The organism is Mesorhizobium sp. NPDC059054 (genome assembly GCF_042739215.1).
In the GTDB taxonomy this organism is placed as follows: domain Bacteria; phylum Pseudomonadota; class Alphaproteobacteria; order Rhizobiales; family Rhizobiaceae; genus Mesorhizobium.
The window spans coordinates 1,473-21,169 of the sequence record NZ_JBHYHV010000012.1 but is presented as its reverse complement, the minus strand read 5'-3'; the positions used below and the strand labels follow the sequence as shown (position 1 = coordinate 21,169).

General features: G+C 59.1%; 20 protein-coding genes and 1 pseudogene. 11 read left to right on the top strand and 10 right to left on the bottom strand.

Annotation, left to right across the window (positions count from 1 at the left end; genetic code table 11):
• Positions 1-306 precede the first annotated feature (306 nt).
• The 3 genes and pseudogenes from ACFWXH_RS30955 to ACFWXH_RS30945 all read right to left on the bottom strand — a co-directional run.
• Positions 307-1,191 (bottom strand): annotated as a pseudogene (locus tag ACFWXH_RS30955) (ATP-binding protein); the annotation flags it as partial.
• Positions 1,192-1,846: 655 nt separating this feature from the next.
• Complete coding sequence (locus ACFWXH_RS30950; protein ID WP_379125270.1) at positions 1,847-2,536, bottom strand: response regulator transcription factor; 690 nt, start codon at positions 2,534-2,536, stop codon at positions 1,847-1,849.
• A 745-nt stretch (positions 2,537-3,281) separates the two neighbouring features.
• Complete coding sequence (locus ACFWXH_RS30945; RefSeq protein ID WP_379125269.1) at positions 3,282-4,826, bottom strand: DUF4173 domain-containing protein; 1,545 nt, start codon at positions 4,824-4,826, stop codon at positions 3,282-3,284.
• Between the two features lie 418 nt (positions 4,827-5,244).
• Here ACFWXH_RS30945 and ACFWXH_RS30940 point away from each other — a divergent pair, with 418 nt between their 5' ends.
• From ACFWXH_RS30940 to ACFWXH_RS30930, 3 genes are all read left to right on the top strand, one after another.
• Positions 5,245-6,237 (top strand): HNH endonuclease, encoded by a 993-nt coding sequence (locus ACFWXH_RS30940; RefSeq protein ID WP_379125268.1) that lies wholly within the window; start codon positions 5,245-5,247, stop codon positions 6,235-6,237.
• A gap of 220 nt (positions 6,238-6,457) precedes the next feature.
• Complete coding sequence (locus ACFWXH_RS30935) at positions 6,458-7,249, top strand: DNA adenine methylase (RefSeq protein ID WP_379125267.1); 792 nt, start codon at positions 6,458-6,460, stop codon at positions 7,247-7,249.
• A 37-nt stretch (positions 7,250-7,286) separates the two neighbouring features.
• Positions 7,287-9,629: a DGQHR domain-containing protein gene (locus ACFWXH_RS30930; RefSeq protein ID WP_379125266.1), complete on the top strand. Its 2,343-nt coding sequence runs from the start codon at positions 7,287-7,289 to the stop codon at positions 9,627-9,629.
• 142 nt (positions 9,630-9,771) lie between these two features.
• Here the strand turns inward: ACFWXH_RS30930 and ACFWXH_RS30925 are convergent, their stop codons facing one another.
• From ACFWXH_RS30925 to ACFWXH_RS30900, 6 genes are read right to left on the bottom strand one after another with little or no spacing between them, the layout of a single operon-like run.
• Positions 9,772-10,296 carry a transcription termination/antitermination protein NusG gene (locus tag ACFWXH_RS30925; protein ID WP_379125264.1) on the bottom strand — a complete coding sequence of 175 codons (525 nt, stop codon included), beginning with the start codon at positions 10,294-10,296 and terminating at the stop codon, positions 9,772-9,774.
• On the bottom strand, positions 10,293-10,706 hold the full coding sequence (locus ACFWXH_RS30920) for a helix-turn-helix domain-containing protein (protein WP_379125263.1): 414 nt from the start codon (positions 10,704-10,706) through the stop codon (positions 10,293-10,295). The genes ACFWXH_RS30925 and ACFWXH_RS30920 overlap by 4 nt, the downstream gene beginning before the upstream one ends.
• A 3-nt stretch (positions 10,707-10,709) precedes the next feature.
• On the bottom strand, positions 10,710-11,207 hold the full coding sequence (locus ACFWXH_RS30915) for a DUF1376 domain-containing protein (RefSeq protein ID WP_379125262.1): 498 nt from the start codon (positions 11,205-11,207) through the stop codon (positions 10,710-10,712).
• Positions 11,204-11,488, bottom strand: a complete 285-nt coding sequence (locus ACFWXH_RS30910; protein WP_379125261.1) for a hypothetical protein — start codon at positions 11,486-11,488, stop codon at positions 11,204-11,206. The genes ACFWXH_RS30915 and ACFWXH_RS30910 overlap by 4 nt, the downstream gene beginning before the upstream one ends.
• Before the next feature lie 58 nt (positions 11,489-11,546).
• Positions 11,547-11,855, bottom strand: coding sequence for a LexA family protein (locus ACFWXH_RS30905; RefSeq protein WP_379125260.1), 309 nt, complete (start codon positions 11,853-11,855; stop codon positions 11,547-11,549).
• Complete coding sequence (locus ACFWXH_RS30900) at positions 11,852-11,998, bottom strand: hypothetical protein (protein WP_379125259.1); 147 nt, start codon at positions 11,996-11,998, stop codon at positions 11,852-11,854. Before ACFWXH_RS30900 ends, ACFWXH_RS30905 begins: the two co-directional genes overlap by 4 nt.
• 525 nt (positions 11,999-12,523) lie before the next feature.
• On the opposite strand from ACFWXH_RS30900, the gene ACFWXH_RS30895 reads away from it, so the two are divergent.
• The 5 genes from ACFWXH_RS30895 to ACFWXH_RS30875 all read left to right on the top strand — a co-directional run bounded on the left by ACFWXH_RS30895 (position 12,524) and on the right by ACFWXH_RS30875 (position 16,938).
• Entirely contained in the window at positions 12,524-12,829 is a 306-nt protein-coding gene (locus ACFWXH_RS30895) for a helix-turn-helix domain-containing protein (RefSeq protein ID WP_161808103.1), read from the top strand.
• A 442-nt stretch (positions 12,830-13,271) separates the two neighbouring features.
• The gene (locus tag ACFWXH_RS30890) at positions 13,272-14,015 is read left to right on the top strand and encodes a hypothetical protein (protein WP_379125258.1); all 744 of its coding nucleotides are present in this window, start codon (positions 13,272-13,274) and stop codon (positions 14,013-14,015) included.
• Positions 14,016-14,481: 466 nt separating this feature from the next.
• Entirely contained in the window at positions 14,482-14,883 is a 402-nt protein-coding gene (locus ACFWXH_RS30885) for a hypothetical protein (protein ID WP_379125257.1), read from the top strand.
• A 151-nt stretch (positions 14,884-15,034) separates the two neighbouring features.
• Entirely contained in the window at positions 15,035-16,273 is a 1,239-nt protein-coding gene (locus ACFWXH_RS30880) for an AAA family ATPase (RefSeq protein WP_379125256.1), read from the top strand.
• A gap of 44 nt (positions 16,274-16,317) precedes the next feature.
• Positions 16,318-16,938, top strand: a complete 621-nt coding sequence (locus ACFWXH_RS30875) for a hypothetical protein (RefSeq protein WP_379125255.1) — start codon at positions 16,318-16,320, stop codon at positions 16,936-16,938.
• Positions 16,939-17,401: 463 nt separating this feature from the next.
• Here ACFWXH_RS30875 and ACFWXH_RS30870 read toward each other — a convergent pair whose 3' ends face one another.
• Positions 17,402-17,764 carry a lysozyme inhibitor LprI family protein gene (locus ACFWXH_RS30870; protein ID WP_379125254.1) on the bottom strand — a complete coding sequence of 121 codons (363 nt, stop codon included), beginning with the start codon at positions 17,762-17,764 and terminating at the stop codon, positions 17,402-17,404.
• A 257-nt stretch (positions 17,765-18,021) separates the two neighbouring features.
• On the opposite strand from ACFWXH_RS30870, the gene ACFWXH_RS30865 reads away from it, so the two are divergent.
• Genes ACFWXH_RS30865 through ACFWXH_RS30855 form a run of 3 tightly spaced genes read left to right on the top strand, consistent with a single transcriptional unit; the run spans position 18,022 to position 19,418 of the window.
• Positions 18,022-18,348, top strand: a complete 327-nt coding sequence (locus ACFWXH_RS30865; protein WP_379125253.1) for a hypothetical protein — start codon at positions 18,022-18,024, stop codon at positions 18,346-18,348.
• A complete protein-coding gene (locus tag ACFWXH_RS30860) occupies positions 18,345-18,776 on the top strand; it encodes a hypothetical protein (RefSeq protein WP_379125251.1) in 432 nt (143 codons plus the stop codon). The genes ACFWXH_RS30865 and ACFWXH_RS30860 overlap by 4 nt, the downstream gene beginning before the upstream one ends.
• A 39-nt stretch (positions 18,777-18,815) precedes the next feature.
• The gene (locus ACFWXH_RS30855; RefSeq protein WP_379125250.1) at positions 18,816-19,418 is read left to right on the top strand and encodes a DUF3011 domain-containing protein; all 603 of its coding nucleotides are present in this window, start codon (positions 18,816-18,818) and stop codon (positions 19,416-19,418) included.
• The last annotated feature ends 279 nt before the right edge of the window (positions 19,419-19,697 follow it).

Genomic DNA, 19,697 nt, shown 5'->3' with positions numbered 1-19,697 from the left:
CAAGAGAGGGGGTGAGAGCCTGGTTCGCCGCAGGCGAATTGAAAGGTCCGGTGGACCTTTCAAAAGGCTCGAACGCCCGAGGCCATAGCCGAGGGTCGGGCAGCGCCGACAATCTGCTTTTCGTATCCAGCCGTGGGGATGAGAGGCTCATCTACGCAACCCCCTCAGCTGAAAATCCCCTCTCTTGGATTTTCTACGACTTAGCCTCGCGACGGCCTTCGGCCTGCTCCGGCTAAGATCGTGAAAATCCTTTCTCCCCCGCAAGGGGGGAGATAACAGCGCCGCGCCTGTTCGCCCTCGCGCCACTCACCCCGCCGGGATCTTGATCTCGAAGATCGCGCCATCTTCCCCATCCACCAGCCGGATCCCGCCCTCATGCGCCTTCACAAGCGCTGCCACGATGCTCAGCCCCATGCCGGTGCCGCCGCTTTCGCGCCTTGTGGTGAAGAAGGGCGAGAAGATGCGGGCCCGGTTGTCGGGCGAGACACCGGTGCCGTCGTCGGATGCCACGATCACCACGATGCCATCCTCTTGACGCGCGCTGACCACGAAGCGGCTGGCGCCGTGCCGTGCGGAATTGTCGGCGAGGTTGGAGAACAGGATCGCCGCGTTTTCGCCTGACATCCTGAAGCGCAGATCGGCGCCCGCCTCGACCACCACGGCCGGGCTCGCCGTTCCGGGAACCGGCGGCTCCGCGTCAAAACCGGCAGATGGCGCGCCTTCCCCTGAAACGGCGAACCGCGCCAGCGCTTCGCCCAGCGACGTCGTCTCCACCGCCGCGCCCGCGCTTTCAGCCCGCGCCAGTTCGATCAGCCGGCGCACCAGCTGGTTCATGCGCTCGGCATCGGCCACGATGTTGTTCTGGAAACGCGCGCGGGTGGCGGCGTCCATCTCCTCGCCGGCATCGCGCAAAAGTTCCGCCGCCCCCTGGATCGAGGTGAGGGGCGATTTCAGCTCGTGCGAGACATGGGTGGCGAAAGTGCGGATGGTGTCGGAGCGCGACTGCAGCTTGCGCGCCATGTCGAGGAAGGCGTCCGAAAGCTCAGCCATCTCCTGCGTGCCGTGATGGGAAAGCGGGCGGATCGCCTCAGTGTCGCCCGCCGCGATGCGCGCCGTGCGCTCCATCAGCTCATACATCGGCCGCGTGATGACGCGCACGAACACGAAGCCGATGACCAGCGTGACCCCGAGCACGATTGCCCCGGCGATCAGCGCGCTGTGCGGGGCTGCCTCCAGCAGCCGATAGCCGGCAAGGCCGGCCAGCGGCAGCATCATCACCGTCGACAGGATGGCCAGCACCACCAGGCTGAGCGGCGGACGCCATTTCATGCCGCAAACCCCCTCTCCGTCTCGGCCATGTCGGCGGCAAAGCCGTCGTGGCCGAGCCACCTCTCCCCCATTTCATGGGGGCGAGGAACCCAAGCTGGAGAAGCGCCGGCATTGCAACTGCGGTTCCTCGCCCCCGCAAAGCGGCAGGGCAATCGCATATGAGGTTCCCCCTCTCCGTCTCGGGCTTCGCCCGATCCACCTCTCCCCCGCTTCACGGGGGCGAGGAACCCAAGCGGGATAAGTGCCGGCGCTGCAGCTGCGGTTCCTCGCCCCTGCCGAAGGCGGGGGAGAGGTGGATCGCCCACAGGGCGAGACGGAGAGGGGGCAATGCGCCATATGCGATTGCCCTGTGCAAAGCGGGGAGAAGTGGCGTCTACGGCGGCTTTGCCGTCGGAGTAGCGGCGACGGAGAGGGGGAATTTCATCGGCGATTGCCCTGCCGTAGGCACCGGGAACGTTCATGTCATCATCTACGTTGGAGATTGGCCGCGCGCTCCAACCCAAAACCACCATCGCCTTCACGCGCCGCATCGCCCCAGCCGGAAGCCGACGCCGTGCACGGTCTCGACGACATCGCTGCCGCCGGCCGCCGCGAACTTGGCGCGGATGTTGCGGATGTGGCTGTCGATGGTGCGGTCCGACACATGGATGCCGGGCCGGCCGTCCAGCAGCTGGTTGCGCGTCAGCACATGCGCCGGTCGCGCCGTCAGGCTCTCCAGCATGGCGAACTCGATGGCCGTCAGCCGCACCTCACTGTCGCCGAACCAGGCCAGCCGCTGCCCGCTGTTGAGTTTCAACAGCCCATGGCTGAACGGCCCGGGTTCCGCCTCGGCGCCCTTCGCAGGCCCAAGCCGGCGCAGCACGGCATTCACGCGCGCCACCAGTTCGCGCGGGCTGAACGGCTTCGTCACATAGTCGTCGCCGCCCATCTCCAGCCCGAGGATGCGGTCGATCTCCTCGTCCCGCGCCGACAGGAACAGGATCGGCACGTTGGAGCTGCGCCGCAGCTGCCGGCACACTTCCAGCCCGTCCATCTCCGGCATGCCGACATCGAGCACGATGAGGTCGGCGCCCTTCTCCGCGAAGCGCCGCAACGCGGCTGCGCCATCGGCCACCGCATCGCTGCTCAGCCCCGCTTTCTCGAGCGCGAAGCAGATCACCTCGCGGATATGCGGATCGTCGTCGGCGAGAAGGATATGGTTCGGCATGGCGGGCTCTACAGCATGTCGCGCAAAAGTGTGTAGCGGTTTTGCGGTAACGACATGCGCAAGGACAAGAGCATGTCGCGCAAAAGTGTGGAGCGCGATAACGACATGCGCAAGGAGAAGAGCATGTCGCGCAAAAGTGTGCAGCGGTTTTGCGAGAACGGCGGGGAAAGACGCATGTCGCGCGCAGAGCAGATCCGAAGGCGGTGCTCGGCGCTTACGAGTTCATCTGACAAGCGTTCCGGAATGGATCCCCGACACTCTGCAGTCGCTTCGCTCCTTCCGAGGTCGAGGATGACGAGGGTAAGGACGCTTCGGCCAATCTCCAACGTGGATGATGACATGACTGGTCTTGGCGACGGGGGTGCTGACGATGATGGTGCCGAGGGTGACAATGAGCGTCGGCAGCCCATGAAGCCCGTCATCCTCGACCTCGGAGCGACCGTAGGGAGCGGAGAGTGTCGGGGATCCATTCCGGAACGCCGGGCAAGTGGAACAGCGAGCGCCAGCGGAATGAGAAACATCGCGGCCCGCATCATGGCGCAGGCACCAGCGTGATCGCCGGCACCACGACCAACGTCGCCATCCATGTCATCATCCACGTTGGAGATTGGCCGAAGCATCCTTCCCCTCGTCATCCTCGACCTCGCAGGGAGCGAAGCGACCGAAGAGTGTCGGGGATCCATTCCGGAACGCCGACCAAGTGGAACAGCGACCTTCGCGTGCCGTGGAAACATCGCTCCCCCCATCACGGCGTGGGTACCAGCACCGGCACCGGGTGAGCATCGAGATACCGCGCCAGGCGCCAGTTGCGGAAGCCCCAGGCGCGCCAGTTCTGCTGCCGGGCCAGGAAGTCCCTCTTCTCGATCTCGCGCTCCATCACCATCCTCCCCGCCGTCTCCAGCCCCGGCGTCCTTTCCAGGAAAACATCCATCGCAGGGATCGCCGCCGGCCCCAGCGAACGCAGGTAATCCTGGTCCAGCGAATAGCCTTCACCGGTGATCTCGCGGTTGTGCATGACATTGTAGTTGGCGATGATTGTGGCGAAGTTGATGAAGCAGCACGCGTAAAGCACCGCGCCGAGCGTGGCGAGATTGGCGCCGAGCAGCCATTCATTGCTGCGGCCAAGCGCGATGCGCGCCATGATCAGCACCAGGCCGGCGCCGACCAGGCCCATCCAGATGAAGGCGGCGACGCGCCAATAGGTCAGCGAATAGATGCCGACATAAAGGTCGAGCCGCAGGATCGACGAGATCATCAGCACGACATTCTGCGCGATCCAGACATAGACGAGTGCGCGCACCAGCCGGTTGGCCGACATCGCGCTGCCGGGCCGCAAGGTCACCAGCACGAACCCCGCCGCCAATAGCGCCGTGACGATCAGCGGATAGGCGCCGCGATGCGCATAGCCGGCATAGGTGAGGCCTTCCGGCAGCGCGACGCCGCCCCACAGATAGGAGGCGTCGAGCACTGTCTGCACGGCAAACATCGCGTTGAACACGACAAGCGCGCGCAGCACCGCGCCTTCGCTGAAGATCACGTCGCGCAGTGTGGCGGCATCTTCGGCCTTGCCGCCCGGTGCGGCGTTGCCGGCTTCCATCCCTTGAAGAGCCGGCACCGGCTTGCCGGCTTCGGGGTCCATAACGGCCGGTGCTTTCCGCCGCAGCCATCGCGGCAACCGCGGCAGGCGTGGCCTGAGCAACGCCCACACCAACGCCGCGACGACCAGCCAGAACACGATGCGCCCGATGCTGATGAGGTCGAGCAGCAGCCAGACATCGAGCAGCGCCAGCCAGCGGTCGATGATCGGGTTGGCCGCACCGAACAGCGCCAGGAACACCGCCCCCAGGGCCACCGACAGCGTCCAGATCGCGATCGTGCCGGAACGCGCGCTAAGCCGCACCCGCTTCGCCGCCTTGTGCGCCCGCATCATGTCGCGCGGCAGCCGCAAGGGCGCACCGAGCAGCAGCACGCCCACCTGCCTCGCCATGCCGGCCAGCCCCACCCGCAGCCGGCCGGACAAGGAAAGCGCAAACGCCGCCAGCCCGAACAGCGCCACCGCCATCGAAAGCGGGCTGATCGCCTCCACCATCGGCAACAGCGCAGCGAGCACCAAAGCGACCCGCCGCACCTGCACAGCACTCCTGGCCGCCGTGGCAACCAGCGCCACCACGATCAGCCCGCAGAACAGCGGCAGCGCAATGCCGTCCGGCTGGTCGAACAGCAGGAAATCGGCAGCGGCGACGAGGAGCAGGGCGGCGATGGCTTTGGGGGTGAGGGAGGCGTGGGTCATGCGGGATCGTCCTGGGGTTGAGGTAGAGGCTGGAGCTGAGGTGTGGAGGTGGGCTGGGGTGCGGGCGGGGGCGCAGAGCGCGCATCGCCCGGCGGCGGGGAGGGCAGGATCACGCCTTGGCAGCGAAATCCAATCGCCCGCTGCCTGAACGGCAGCGTTTCACGCTGCGGCGGCTCGCGCTCCGGCGGCTCTACCAGCCACCATCCGTCGGTCTGCAGTCGTGTGGGCAGCGTCGTTTGCATGCACCGGTTGTGGTGGCATGCCGCGCGGCCATCGTGGCGGAGATCAGGAGATGTTCAGGAGATTGGTGCAGAATTTGTGCAGAGGAAGGCAGTAACGACTTACCGAGCTGGCATTATTAACTTCCCTGCGATTGTTCTATACGTGATGTGCGCAGTCCTGGAATCGCTGATCCGAAATGCCGGAATATTGGTGGGTAAATCACAAACAAACCTTCCGTCAGGAGATCGACGGTCAATACCTCTGGTCTCCCAAGAGGAAGAGCAACGGCGCACGCAATGAGTTTTACGACAATATGCGTCGCGCGAATCCGGGCGATCTGGTTTTCTCGTTCGCCAATCAGGCTATCAGCTATGTTGGGCGGGTCACCCAACTCGCCTTTACCGCATCCAAACCCTCCGAGTTCGGTGACACCGGAGCCTATTGGAGCAACGAGGGCTGGTATTTGCCCATCTATTGGGTGCCTCTAATCCCAGCAGTGCGGCCAAAAGAACTCATCGAAAAATTAGGCCCGCTGCTGCCGGCACGATATTCGCCGATCAATCCAATCACTGGAGGAGGACACCAAAGCGTCTATCTCGCGTCGATCCCGAAAGCCGTCTTCGAGATCGTAATTGCGAACACAACATTCGACGCTCAAGCGCTTGAGTTTGGCGGTCGCAACAGTCTTACCTTTGAAGCTGTTGGCGAATTTCTCGATGAAATTGTCGAGCGCCGTATCAAGATCGATCTTCAACTGGACGACACGGTCCGAAAAAGCGTCATTCAAGCGCGCCGCGGCCAGGGGCAATTTCGCGCCAATGTGGAGGCTATAGAACGCGAGTGCCGCCTGACAGGAATCACAAACCCATCACTACTAATTGCCAGCCACATCAAACCGTGGCGGCTTTGCACCTCTGCCGAGGAACGGCTTGACGGCATGAATGGGCTCTTGCTCACGCCCGATGCCGACTTACTCTTCGATCGCGGGTTCATCAGCTTCGAAGATGACGGAGATGTGCTTGTGTCGCCACGTATGGATCGTGGCGATCTATACCGTCTCGGTTTCGAACAACTGGCCCGGGAGAGGTTCGGCTTAGCGGAAGCGCCGGCCGTGTGGCGAACTGCTCCGTTCGCAGCGCAGCGGCACAGCTATCTGGGTTACCATCGCTCGAATGTTTTCATCGCGTGATTTATGGTCTTGTCGCGACCATGCCGAGACGCCTCGGTGCAAATTGGTCGAGCAATAGAACCGGCAGCAGGAATCATCTCGGTTGAGTGTGTCCAGCATCTCGGAAAGGTAAGCTCCTGTATACACCTGGTTTAATTGGCTAGATTGACGGCTCACAACATGCTTATTCTGCTCACAAAGGGCGCTACCGCTGCGCCTTGTTCGCAGAAGGGGCATTGATTTGAAGCCATTTATCAAGTGGGCCGGCGGTAAAAGATGGCTTCTCAACGACCCAAGTTTCGATCTCCCAGCATTCTCTGGACGATATATCGAGCCCTTTCTGGGCGGCGGAGCTGTCTTCTTTCACCTTGCCCCCTCGCAAGCAATTTTGTCCGACATAAACGAGCGGCTAATCTCAACCTATAGATCTATCAGAGATGAATGGAGCCTCGTGCGGTCGAGCCTGCTTGAGTTTCAGGCAAGGCACTCGAAAGAGTTTTATTACGAAGAAAGGCGCAGAGAGCATGCAAGTTCTTACATGCGCGCAGCACAGTTTCTGTATCTCAATCGGACATGTTTCAACGGGCTTTATAGAGAGAATTTAAAAGGACAATTTAATGTGCCTTTGGGAACAAAGACGCAGGTCATACTTCTGGACGATGATTTTGAAGAGGCGAGTAAGATTTTATCTAAAGCTGAATTGCGGGACGGGGATTTTGAATCCGTCGTCGATGAGGCGATGGAAGGTGACCTTGTATTCCTAGATCCTCCGTATACAACGGCCCATAACTGCAATGGTTTTATCAAATACAATCAAAAGATCTTTACATGGGAGGATCAGAAGAGGTTGAGGAGAGCCATTCATGGCGCAAAGCAGCGAGGAGCTTGTGTTGTCCTAACAAATGCTGATCACGCTAGTATTCACGAGCTCTATGGGGAACTCGGAACTCCGAAATTAGTTTCTCGTCCATCAGTAATATCGGGCTCTGTTACTTCAAGACGTGGCACTACGGAGTCTCTTTTCGTTTTCTGAGAATTCGGAAGGAGTATTTGGAATTGGGGGGGGTACATTGTCGTTTATCGATCCTGCTGAAGCAGTAATGCTTCGTAGTAAAATGAGCAGTGATAAATCACTGCTTGGAAAGATATTTGCAGCGAAATCCTTAAAGTATCAGTTTCGAAATGTAGATCATAGCCTGGTTGACGGGTTGCTTCATGATGGCTGGGAAGAGTATGGCGAGCCTCTGAAGACCAAGACTAGGCTCCGTAGGGCGAAGAGCCACAATGTCCAGTTTGAGGACGATATCTGGTGCCAGCTCTACCGCCTTGGCTATCGCATGCTCAGCGTGGATGAGACCTTCAACCTGCCTTTTGGTTCAAGCTCGTCCGAGAAGAAGCAGATTGACGTCGTGGCGATGGACGAAGACAGTGTGTTGCTGATTGAGTGCAAATCTAGTGACGCTTCGGCAAAGGCGCCTTCGTTTAAGACCGAATTTGAAGCTCTTAAGCTCCGTCTAGATGGGTACAAAAAGGCGATAGATCAAACCTTCGGTCCAGGTCGACGAATAAAATACATTTTTGCGACTAGAAACTTTAGGTTAAGTCGAGATTCCGTCGATATTATAAGGCTTGTCGAGTCAGGTGGATTTTATTACAACGACAATGCCTTCGATTACATAAATAGTCTTCTGAAATCCTATCGAGACGCTGCTCACTATCAGTTTATGGGGCTGCTAATGAAAGGGCAGACCATCAACAAGGATAGGATAGAGGTCCCCGCTATCGAAGGCACGATGGGTGACAAAACCTACTATATGTTCTCGCTGGAACCTCAGCTGCTGTTGAAAATCGGGTTTGTCTTGCATCGGACGCGGGCGAATGAGTCTGAGATGCCCACCTATCAGCGTCTTCTTATTCCCTCTCGATTGAAGGGGATTACGAAATTCATCGACGGTGGAGGATTCTTTCCAAATTCGGCTATTCTTAACTTCAACGAGCGTGATGCAAAGCTCGAGTTTCAGGGTCAGCAGCGTGCTAAGGACTCAGTCTCACGAACTGGAATACTCAAAATTCCGAATGCCTATGCTATAGCTTATATTATTGATGGTCAACATAGGATATATGGGTACGCAAACTCGAAATACAAAGAGAGTAACACAATACCAGTAGTGGCGTTCAAAAACCTTGATCCTGGTGATCAACTTGAACTGTTCATGCAGATCAATGAGAATCAGAAAGCGGTAAGTCCTACTCTGCGAATAACTCTTGAGGAGGATCTATATTGGAACGCCAACCGTCTGGACTCTAGGCTAAAGGCGCTTCGGTCATCAGTTATCCGTGCGTTAGGTGGCGATCAATCGGGTCCGCTTTTTGGCAAAATCTCGCTTGGCGAAGACAGGGCAACACTCCAGGCGAAGCCGTTTGCGGACGCGCTGCTCAGATGCAGACTATTGCCGGAAGCAAGGGGTAATAAGTTTGTAGAGGGAACCACATCTGCGTCATTGTATAATGCAGACAACGTCGATCATCAAGACGAGATGATGAAGGCGCGAACGAGAACAGTTGGCTTCATAAATTCCTGCTACGAGCTTGCGGAAGAATCTTTAGAAAAGGAATTTATAAATATATATATTCTTTCCAACCGTGGTACTTTTGCTTTTATTTCTCTTATAGGTGATCTTCATTCATTCGAAACCTCTCGCGGGTCGATCTCGATTAAATCGAGCACCGAGGAGCGAGCGGAGGCCATCGGAAAGTATCTGCTTGTGCTCTTCACCGCCTTGAGGGCAATGAAGCCGGAAGAAGCTGATATTCTCACAGGAAAGCTAGGTAGCGGTGCCGAAGCAACCTGGCTCAGAGTTTTTCAGAATTACATTCATAGTAAATTCAAGGATTACAATCCCCCCGAGCTACAGGATTGGAGGGAACGGCAAGACAAGGAGCTTCAGACCAAAGGAAGGGAACTTGGTACGCGGATCGAACGACACATGAAGAATTTCATTATCACCCAGCTGAAGGAGTTGTTTGAAGAAAATTGGGACATTGAGATAGGCACAATTCAGCGCGAGTGCGAGATGCGCGCCAAGGAACAGATGGAAAAAAACTATAAAGAAGGTTTGGGTCGCCAGGAGATCCCGTGGACAGACCAATTCTTCATCAAAGACTACAAGACGATAATCGAGAGATACTGGGCGAAAAAACCTGAAGGCCGAGCGGGAGCTGAGTCATTCGAACAGCACTTTTCGATCGATGTCGGGCATGGTTTCTCTAGCAAATCCGATAAAATCAAATGGATTTCGTTGTTTAACACACTGCGCAACAACTGGGCTCACGAAGGGACGAAGGAGAAAGGATTGAACAAGAGCGATGTCGAGCTTTTAGCCAAAATCCACGATAAACTCGGCTTGCACTAATGTTCAGATGCGGCGTGTGAGCGCGCGCGCGAAGAGAAGCTTCGCCTTCGGGCTATGGAGTCTGCACAGGGGAAAGCCGACATTCCACTTATGCCGATCAAGATGCTCCAAGTGCAAGACGTGCGCTATAAGATCCACCCACTCACCCCATCCTCTCCACCGGCACCACCGTCCTTAACTCCCGCCCCATCGCATTGATCAGCAGCACGATCGTCTCGTCGCCCACACTTTCCACCGTGCCGGCCTGCCCCGTCAGCGCGCCCTCGCGCAGCTTCAGCCTGTCCCCTGGCTTCACCGTTGCCCGGTCCATGCGCATCTCGTCGAACTGGCCGCTGTCCTGGGCGTGGCGGATCGCCTGCACGTCGGCGCTGCTGATGGCGATCGGGGCGCCGGCGCCGGCATAGGTCTGGCTGCGCAGCACGCGCGTCACATGCTGGCAGTCCAGCACGCGGCTCCAGTGTTCGGAAGCCAGCACCAGAAGGTAGCCCGGCCACAGCGGGTAGTGCTGCCTAATCCACTTGCGGTAGCGGCGGTGGTGGAATTCCCTGCGCAGCGAGGGCAGGTACACCGTCTGGCCAAGCGCCGCGATCTCGGCGCAGGCCTGCCGCTCCGCATGCGGATGGCAGCTGACGATGTACCAATCCCCGCGGTTTTGCGGCGCGCTCATTTCGCGGCTCCCTGTTGTTGGCCGGGGCCCTGCTGCTCGGGGCGGCGGCCGCCGCGCTTCTTCAGCGCGTGCAGGATGGAGGTGTGGTCGCGGTTGAAGATCCTGCCGATCTGCGGCAGCGATAGATCGAGCCTGGCATCGGCCACCGCCTTGATGGCGTCGAAGCGCGCCTGCACCAGCTTCTTCTCCAGGCGCGGGCCGGTGATCTCGGCGAAGCTGTAGCCGTGCAGCATGCTGACGCGGCTGATGATCTCGCGCGCCGGTGTCCTGGGCTCCAGCACGTCGATGCAGCGATAGGCGGCCACGGCCGGATCTTCAGTCCTGGGCGCGGGGCTCGGCTTGCCAGGCGCGGGCTCGACGCCTTTCGGCCGGGCGTTGCGCATGGTGTTTTCGAAACGGGCAATGAACATGGCTCAAGCGCTCCTGCGCCGGGCCATTTCCCGGCGCTTGATGAAGTTCTGGACGGAAGGGGATTGGCCGGCGCCAAGCGGCGGCAGGGAGGAGTCTAAGACTCTTGTCTTGATTCTTTTCTCTGTATCAGTCGGCAGTCTTTGTTGGATTTCTCTGATTTCATTGCGTTTTTCGGCGAGTTTCTGGCGGCTTTCCGCAAACTTCCCGTCGAGTCTCTCCCGGCTTTCGATTTCTTCGGAGACCGCCTTGGAGGTGATGACATCACCGTCGAGGGTGAGCTTTCCGCGCCGGGTCAGCGTTTCGAAAGCCTTCCGAAAACTGGAGGGGCGCATGCCGCAGCGGCGCGCCAGAAGGTCGAGATCGGCACGGATCAATATGCCGTCATGGTCATAGAGTTCGCACAGCAGCGTGATGTAGGCGGCGATCTCGTTGGGCGTCAGCCCGAAGGTGCCGTCGCGCCAGCGCTCGATGTAGAGCCGGAACCAGCGTTTCTTGCTCATGGCCGGCGCACCTGGTTCTCACGCGGACGGAAAACCGCGTCGCACTTTTCCTGGAATCGCTGCGTACGGTAGTCCTGTGCGGCCTGCTGCAGCACGTCGAGTTCCAGGCTTTTCTGCTGGATCTCGTGGTCCGGCCGCTTGCGGCGGCCGCGGCCGAAGTCGGCTAACCAAAACTGCTTGCCATGCGCCATGCGCTCCAGCGCATCGGCCATGTCGCGGCAAGGGATGCGCCCAAACTCGGTTCGGGAGGCGCCCTGGGAGTCGCTGACGCGTTCAGTCATGGTGTGCTCAACTTTGTTCCGTGGTTCGCTCATAAGCTCAACTTTGTCTGTGGTTCGCTCATAGGCTCACCAGGCGGATCGAGCGGGCGCGGCGGGGCGCATGGGTGAGGAAGCCGCGGTCTTCCAGCCCGGAAATCATGCGGTGGATGCCGGCCTTGCTGGCCAGCCCCAGCCCGCTCTTCATCTCCTCGAAGGAGGGGGCGACGCCGTGCCGGTCTATGTAGCCGCGCACGAACACAAGCAGCGCGCGCTGCCGCGTCGTCATGCCGCCGGCCTTGCCGCATACGAGCTGGCGCGCCACTTCGCGGGCCAGCCGCGGGTCGGCTTCGATGAGCGCGCGGGCCTTCATGCAGATCGCTTCGGTCATGGCGTCAGCACGCTCCAGGCGAAGCAGAAGAAGATGAAGGCGGTCAGCAGCGCTGCGGCGCCGCCGAGGCCGATCCTGACCAGAAGATGCAGCCGCTCGGATGGATCGGGGCCGCGCAGGTCGTCGTCAAAGTCGTACTTCACAGGCGGAGCTCCTCTGTGCTGTTCGGGCCGGGCGGTGGAAGAGGCAGCCGACGCCCGGGCGGCGGGAGGGGAGACCTGCCCAGGCGTCGGCCGTCCGCGACAGGGCCGCGGATCGGGGAAACAAGGTGCTGGCGCATCGGAAGGCGCGGGGCGCCGTTCCGCTTGGGTTCCTCGCCCCCATGAAATGGGGGAGAGGTGTCGAGGCCGGCGGCAAAGCCGCCGTAGCCGAGACGGAGAGGGGGACAGCGCCGACGGCCGCCGCTGTCAAACCAGAATGGTGCGGTCGTCGGTATGCGGGGAACTTCCCCCTCTCCGTCTCGGGCTTCGCCCGATCCACCTCTCCCCCGCTTCACGGGGGCGAGGAACCCAAGCTGGAGAACTGTCGCCCCGGCGGCATCGCCGGGCGCATCGCTCACACAGTCGTCAGGAGAGTCATTCATGACTCCCAGATATCACGTAGCGTGAATTACTTTCAATCCCCTATGCGTTAATTCTTTTCACGGCGTGAATATGGCAGAAAAGGCGATGGCTGATGGCGGACGTTCCAATCAAGACATAGCGATGCGGCTTGCGGCGCTGCTCAAGGCGCTGCAGCGCAACCAGACGTCCTTTGCCCAGCTCATCGGCATCAGCCAGCCGGCGCTCAACAACTATCTGAAGGGGTTGCGCCGGCCGGATCTCGATGTCGCGATCGCCATCCAGTCGAAGACCGGCGTCACTCTGGATTGGCTGTATCTTGGCGACCGGTCTGGATTACCCGCAAAGATGTTGGAGATTCTGCCCGACCTTTCCGATCGCCCGCAAAAGGCAGGATCGGCGCGGAGCGAGTGACCGCTTCCCAGTCCTCGCCCAGGCAGAAGATGATCTGGCGCACATAACGCAGCACCAGCAGCGCCTCGCGCTTGTCCTCGGGCAGCTGCGTGTAGAGTTGGCAGGCCACCCGTTTCAGATGGCCGTCGGCATCCAGCTTCGCTTCCATTCCACCCACCCGCTGCGCTCCTGTTGCAGCGCGTATTAGGAACCAATTCCTGTTTCTCTTGTAAAGAACGAAACAAGAACTTATACTGCTCTTGTGGGATGCCGGAAAAGCTGATCATGTCGCGCCCGGCAGACGCATGGGTCCCCGAAAATCGGCATCGATTTTCGGGAATGCGTCAACTCAAGGGGTGGAGCGTCCTGCGCGTCCAGGTGGGCGCGCGGCGCTCGATATCAGGGGATGGAGCGTCCTTTGCGTGTCTTGATGGGCACGCGGCGTTCCAGTGAGGGGGAATCGATGAAACCTTGGAAGATCGTTGTCGTTTTTCTGGTTGGGCTTGCTGGCTTTGCCATCTCCGGGGCCTATTCGCGCTTCGTGAAACAGCCGACCCTCACGGTCGAAGCTTTGCAGGCTGAAGTCGACAAAACCGGGCTCACCTACCTGAAGGCTCTGAAAGAGGCGCTTCCTGCCGAATACGAGAAATTCATGACCGAATATGTGGCCCTCGCCAACAAAGGCGCCGGCACTGAAGAGACGGCCGCGCTCTCGAAGAAAAGCCTGGTCGATATCCGGCGCCGCTATGCGGCTTCGGTGCGCAAGGCAGATCCTGCCCTGGTGCAGAGCGCGCTCCAGGCCAAGCGGGAGCTGTTCGACCTGGTGAAGGCGAATGAAACGCCGCAGGATTGCGCCAACTGGATCATGACGGACACCATGACCCCCGCGATGCAGGCAAAGCGCGAAACCTACGGTGCTCCCGCCGATCGATTTGCTGCTGCCCTCGTCCGGGCCCAGGGCGCCGGCGAAAAGTCTCCGGTGGATATCGGCGCGACGACGCCGGATGACTGGAAGATCATGGGGCTGCAGTATGTCGCGGGTGGCGGAGCCGTGGCGGATCTTCAGGAGGTCCTGGGGAGCGGGGTCGTCAACCCGCAGGCCTGCGAGGTATACCAGAGGCTCTTTCAGATCGTGGCGGATGAGCCGGGAGAGCCGGGCCAACGGCTGAGGGCCGAGATCATGAATCTGTTCGTGTCATACGAGTAGCCCGCTTCGCGCGGGCTTTTCTCGAGGCAGGCGCGGCGCGGGAAGCTGAAACAGCGGGGCTCAAGGCGAATGCCTTGCTGGTTTGCCGGCGCTCTCGCTATCGCGAGACCTTGGCTCTCATTCGCGCCGTCGCCTCCGGCGAGCGGGCGCCTGTCTCGGCCGACGAGGACTGGGGCCTCATGTTCAAGCGGTATCTTGCCAGCAGCGCTGCGCAGCTGAAGCGGATGGTTTCGGGCCCCTCCAACCTCTGCGAGACCTTTGGGCGGCGGATCTCCGAGGTTCACGGGGCAGCGGTTGAGGGGTACTCCATGCCTGGCCTCGCTCGGCGGGCTTTCTTTTGGATCCGGTGGTCTTCGGCTCGACGGTGCGTCCGTTAATCCCAATGATATTCACACTGTGTGAATTTTACGATTGATAAATTCACGTATTGTGATAATTATATCTGTCCCAATGGAGAGGGATGGATATGTCCAGCCACATCGACGCCACCGACGGCCTTGTCTTCCGCAAAACGGGTGACAATCGCTGGCTGGTCACTGTCGATGGCGCGCATGAGCGCACCGTCACCCGGGACGGTTCGTCCTTCATCGCCTGGATCGGCTGCCGCGACCGCCACTGGTCGTTCCAGCGCGCGCTCGACGCCTGCGCCGACCACGCCCGCTTCCATGTCGAGGCCTGCGCCATCGCCAGGACCCGGAACGAAGCGGCTGGCGCCACCCTTGCGGCCACCTCTCCTGATGAGCGCGAACGCATCATCGGCGCGCTCGAAGCCGAGCGCGACCTCCTCGACTACGCCGACGCCCATATGGACGTGCCCGCCCGCAAGGCGGCGATCGACGGCCAGATCGCGGCGATACGGGCAGCGTGAGCGATTTCAAAGTAAAAAAGCTTAAAACGTCATCTTTGGCGGGCGACTTTCCTGCGGCCTCAAAATGCGACGGCGCCTTGGGGGGCGGGAACGCGGTTGACACAGGGGACATGTAAGATATGAGCATCTTACATCGGTCGTGAGGGTAGGCGTGCTTCGGAAGCTCCGGATAGAACGCTTCAAATCGATCTTCGAGCAGGAGATCGAATTTGGCAAAGTGAATCTCTTTGTCGGACCTAATGGGGCCGGTAAATCAAATGTTTTGGAAGCGCTTGGAGTTTTAGCTGCAGCCCTATCTAGTGGGCTGGAGCCAACTGTGCTCGACATGAAGGGTGTACGGCTTTCGCTGCCGCACCAATTCAAATCTGCCTTCAAGAATCAGCATTTGCCGAGAACGTTCCGCCTTGAGGCTGTATTTGATCATGGCCGCTATGATTGCAGCATAAGCGCCGGCACTAATAGGTCGCTTTTGGAATTTGCGACTGAAGCGCTATACGATGGCGATAGGCAAGTATTTGGTCGAAGTGCTCATGGGGTTAAGCTTCATTCGATCAAGTCTCAATTGCCTGAATTTAGAAAAGAGTCTTTTGATAAGACTCGAAGTGTTTGGAGTTTGCTGGATCCTTTTGCTCGAATATCTTCGGCATTTCGATCTGAATTGGAAGAGTTTTCGAGATTCGCAATTTATGCCCCGCAGACGGCGATCATGCGGGGATTGGCTGTCGACAATCGTATCGTTGAACCACTCGGCTTGACCGGTTCCGGTCTCGCTGTTGCGCTACAAAATGTACTTTCAGAAGTTCCCTCGGAGAAATTGGAATCTATTCTCAAAGTGGTGTGGGAGCCGGGCTGGGCGAATCAAATAATTATACAGCAGCATAACCCAGATATTGTTCCTTCTCATGTGCTTTCCGAAGGGTTGGTTCTGTATATACGAGACAGATTTATGCGTTCTGGTCGCGATATGCTGAGCGCATTTGATGCAAGTGAAGGAACACTATACCTGATTTTTGTCGCGACTCTTCTGGCGCATCCTCGAACGCCGAAAGCATTCGGCTTGGATAACGTCGATGGCACGCTAAATCCGCGGCTGGTGAGAAATCTTTCAAAGCATCTAGTTGATGTCGTTTCCAAGGCTGATCCAGTTGAGCAACGGCAGGCTTTCATGACATCGCACCATCCTTCTTCTCTCGATAGCGTAGATATATTTGACAGAGATCAGAAGATATTTGTCGTTAGCCGAGATAAAGATCCAAAACGCCGAGGACATTCAGATTATTTTGCCTTGCGGCCGCCTCAGGAAATGACGAAGGCCGATTGGGTTGAGAAGCATGGGGGGAAAAATTTGTCAGAACTATTGCTGAGCGAACGAATACCCGGCGCACTCTAATGCCTCGTATCGGACTCGTAATAGAAGGAAGGCATGATGCAATCATGCTTCCGGCCCTGATTTTGGGCGAACTTGCGACTAGAGGTATCGGGAATGTTTCGCTCGAAACGATCCATCCTCAGTCAGACGAGACGGGCAAAATGGAGGATGGCGGCTGGCTTCGGGTAAAGTCTTGGTGCAAAGCAAATGGCGGGGCAAACATCCAAACTTTCTTCGAGCCGCTATTTGCAGACCAACCAGGACTTGATGCTATCGTATTTCATGTCGATGGAGATAGTCTGCTCGATGTTTGTAGGGCAAGTAAGATTGAGCAGCCGAAGTTGCCAGTCTCAGCAAAAGCGCGTGTAGCGCATATTGTTGACGTGGTGCATGAATGGTTAGCGGTTTCTGATAAGTATCGATCTAAGGTTGTTTTAGCGATACCTGTACAGAGCACAGAAGCTTGGATTCTTGCGGCGGAGGCGTCCTACCATGATCTCGAGGATATAGACGCCAAGCGAGAGTTCTTACGAACTTTCTCTCGGGGCATTAATTTGGAAAAATTTTATAAGCATAGAGCTGATGCCGCTCGAGATAAAACTTCCAAAATTGCAGAGCAAAGTCAGAGCTTTACGCTTTTTCGAAATGCTATGTTAGAAACATTGGGTGCAGAGACGGCTCCATAGTCGGGCGCCCCAGGTGGCGCGCGCGGGCCGCCGCTTACCTGACGGCCTCGGCCGCCGGCAAATTGTCGATCGAGGCACGAAGGCATGCGCTTCTCGCGAGTGTCGTCTTCGCGCTACACCCATCCTCGCTACGAAGCCGGCATCTGGCTGGGGGCGTAGGGCGGCCAGTCACTTTTCGGCGTTGGTCCGTTGGGCAATGACCGTCCGTTGCTCTGCTGGAGGCTGTTCAGGCAGTCGATGCGGTCCCGGCCGCCATTGAAGCTGTGCTTGTCGCAGATCATCGAACACCAGCTCTGCAGATCCTGTGGCGTCGCATTGCGGCTCTGGCAGCCGGCTAATGTCGCAAGCGCTGCCAGGCTCAATACGGCCGCAGTGGCCGGCCTCGCATTAATCCCTCCAGTCGGCTTTCATGGCCCCGCTGCATCGATCAGGCGGCTTCAGCCGCCTGCCCAGTCCCTTTGCCTTATTGCGCCGGCACCGGGCAGGAAAGATCGCCTTCGGCGCAGTGCAGATAGCCCTTCAGCTGTTCGGTCCGCGTCCTGGTGAGGCTTGCCTTGCAGGCAGCCAGGATGGTCGGGGCGGCGCTGCCGCCATCGTCGCCGCCGGACTGGAACGTGCATTCGCCGTCGCGGAAGGCGATCCAGCCCTTCTGCGCGGTGATCAGGCGCGCCTTGGCGCCGGCGTCGCCGGCCAGCCGGTGCTCGACCTGTCGGTAGGTGGCGTTCAGCGCGGCGTCGGCCTTGGTGAAATCCTGGCCGGGGTCCTGTGCGAATGCGGCGGAGGCAAGGGCGGCAAGCACAAAGGCAGTGAAGACAGGTTTCCGCATCGTTTTCCCTCGAATGGCAATGGGATCGACCGTATGGCAGCCGCCGGTTGGCCGACAAGGGTCTTTCAAGTTGAAACGTTGATGCGTGTCGAAGAGACGACGCTTAATTGAGGTTTTTCATTTCCTGTATGAACTATTCTCGATTTTGAAAAATATTAAAAGCCGTTCGGTCACCCGGATGTCATGCTAGACAGAAAGGATTGGGATATTTACTGTTTTGGGATGGCGGCGGGGGAAGACGCCATGCGGGGTTCATTGTGTATAAGTTTGCATTTATTTTAACTGCTTTTATTGCCTTGTCCGCCAGCAAGACCACGGAACAACAGAATGCCGAGGACAGGCAGGAATGCCGGTCGCCTGGTTTTGCCGACGGTTCCCTGGTCGGTTGCATGAATACAGCGGCTGCGGCGCGCGCGGCCGGCAACACCGGCAGCACCATGGCCGGCGTTCCGCCTTCCGTCATGCCCGGCGCGGCTCCCGGCATGCAGTGCTCGGGTTCGGACGACAAAGCGTCCTGTGATGCGTCCAGCAGCCCCCGCGTTCAAGCACTTCGCAATAACGACCTGAACGGAGAGAGAGCATGAGAAAGTTGATTGCAGCCGCCGTGCTGGCCTGCCTGCTACCCGTCGCCGCCTGGGCGCAGAGCGCTGCCGACATGGACAAGTCGCTCGATGCGCTGTTCGGCGGCCACAAGCCCTATGCGGATTTCTTCGCCAGGCTGCAGACGGCGGTCGCCTCCGGCGACAAGGCCACCGTCGCCGGTCTTGTCGACTATCCGTTCCAGGCGCGCATCGGCGGCAAGGCCGTCAAGATCAAGGATGCCGCGCATTTCAGTGCCGACTACGACAAGGTCGTCACGGCAAAGGTCAAGGCGGCCGTCGCCAGGCAGACCTATGCCACGCTGTTCGCCAACTGGCAGGGCGTGATGATCGGCGACGGCGAGATCTGGTTCTCCGGTGTCGGCAAGGATGCGAACCACATGGCCGTGAAGATCACCGCCATCAACGATTGAGCGCGGGGCTGTTCTCCATTTCCAGAAAGGGTCATCATCATGCTTCGTTTCATCGCTCCAGCCGCACTTTTGCTTGCCTGGGCCGTCCCGGTCGCCAACGCGCAGAATGTGCAGGGCCCCACGGTGCAGTGCCAGTCGCGCAACGATCAGTATGACGAATGTTTCGCCGGTCCGCTCAAGCAGCCGCAACTCGTCTTCCAGGAATCGAGCAGCCCCTGCATCGTCAACAAGACCTGGGGCTACAACCGGCAGAGCCGGTACATCTGGGTCGCGCAGGGCTGCCGGGGCGTCTTCGCCGATGTCGGCGGCTATCATCACGGCCGCGGCGACGGTTTCGACCGCAACGCGCGCATGTACGACCATCGCGGCCACGACACCGGCGCCATGGTTGCCGGCGCGGTCATCGGCGCCATCATCGAGGGCGCCGTCGACAAGCATTCCCACACCATCAGCAACCACCGCGACGGTGGCGGCTACAATGGCTGCCACGGCGTCGGCTGCATGGTCGACAACCCCGACGACGAGATCGACACGCGGCCGCAGTTCGACAGGCAAGGCTTTCCGAACTTCGACGAGCACGGCAACTACCAGGGCTGCCACGGCGTCGGATGCCTCGTCGACAACCCCGACGATCCGAATTGAACGGCATGAATAGGCAGTAGGGAGTAGGGAGTAGGGAATAGGGAATAGGGAATAGGGAATAGGGAATAGGGAATAGGGAATAGGGAATAGACTGTCGGCGGCACGTCGCCTGTTCCGCGGTCATCGATGGCTTGACGGCCATCGGCGTTTGCAATCCATCTCCTACTGCCTACTGCCTACTGCCTACTGCCTACTGCCTACTGCCTACTGCCTACTGCCTACTGCCTACTGCCTACTGCCTACTGCCTACTGCCTACTGCCTACGGCCTACTGCCTAGT

What these genes read in the sequence shown, in the direction of transcription:
- ACFWXH_RS30875 (WP_379125255.1), top strand. Translation starts at nt 16,318, where the DNA reads ATGCTTCCGGCCCTGATTTTGGGCGAACTTGCGACTAGAGGTATCGGG.
- ACFWXH_RS30860 (WP_379125251.1), top strand. Translation starts at nt 18,345, where the DNA reads ATGAGAAAGTTGATTGCAGCCGCCGTGCTGGCCTGCCTGCTACCCGTC.
- ACFWXH_RS30910 (WP_379125261.1), bottom strand. Translation starts at nt 11,488, where the DNA reads ATGACTGAACGCGTCAGCGACTCCCAGGGCGCCTCCCGAACCGAGTTT.
- ACFWXH_RS30905 (WP_379125260.1), bottom strand. Translation starts at nt 11,855, where the DNA reads ATGACCGAAGCGATCTGCATGAAGGCCCGCGCGCTCATCGAAGCCGAC.
- ACFWXH_RS30895 (WP_161808103.1), top strand. Translation starts at nt 12,524, where the DNA reads ATGGCTGATGGCGGACGTTCCAATCAAGACATAGCGATGCGGCTTGCG.
- ACFWXH_RS30885 (WP_379125257.1), top strand. Translation starts at nt 14,482, where the DNA reads ATGTCCAGCCACATCGACGCCACCGACGGCCTTGTCTTCCGCAAAACG.
- ACFWXH_RS30925 (WP_379125264.1), bottom strand. Translation starts at nt 10,296, where the DNA reads ATGAGCGCGCCGCAAAACCGCGGGGATTGGTACATCGTCAGCTGCCAT.
- ACFWXH_RS30855 (WP_379125250.1), top strand. Translation starts at nt 18,816, where the DNA reads ATGCTTCGTTTCATCGCTCCAGCCGCACTTTTGCTTGCCTGGGCCGTC.
- ACFWXH_RS30890 (WP_379125258.1), top strand. Translation starts at nt 13,272, where the DNA reads ATGAAACCTTGGAAGATCGTTGTCGTTTTTCTGGTTGGGCTTGCTGGC.
- ACFWXH_RS30950 (WP_379125270.1), bottom strand. Translation starts at nt 2,536, where the DNA reads ATGCCGAACCATATCCTTCTCGCCGACGACGATCCGCATATCCGCGAG.
- ACFWXH_RS30920 (WP_379125263.1), bottom strand. Translation starts at nt 10,706, where the DNA reads ATGTTCATTGCCCGTTTCGAAAACACCATGCGCAACGCCCGGCCGAAA.
- ACFWXH_RS30945 (WP_379125269.1), bottom strand. Translation starts at nt 4,826, where the DNA reads ATGACCCACGCCTCCCTCACCCCCAAAGCCATCGCCGCCCTGCTCCTC.
- ACFWXH_RS30915 (WP_379125262.1), bottom strand. Translation starts at nt 11,207, where the DNA reads ATGAGCAAGAAACGCTGGTTCCGGCTCTACATCGAGCGCTGGCGCGAC.
- ACFWXH_RS30870 (WP_379125254.1), bottom strand. Translation starts at nt 17,764, where the DNA reads ATGCGGAAACCTGTCTTCACTGCCTTTGTGCTTGCCGCCCTTGCCTCC.
- ACFWXH_RS30940 (WP_379125268.1), top strand. Translation starts at nt 5,245, where the DNA reads ATGCCGGAATATTGGTGGGTAAATCACAAACAAACCTTCCGTCAGGAG.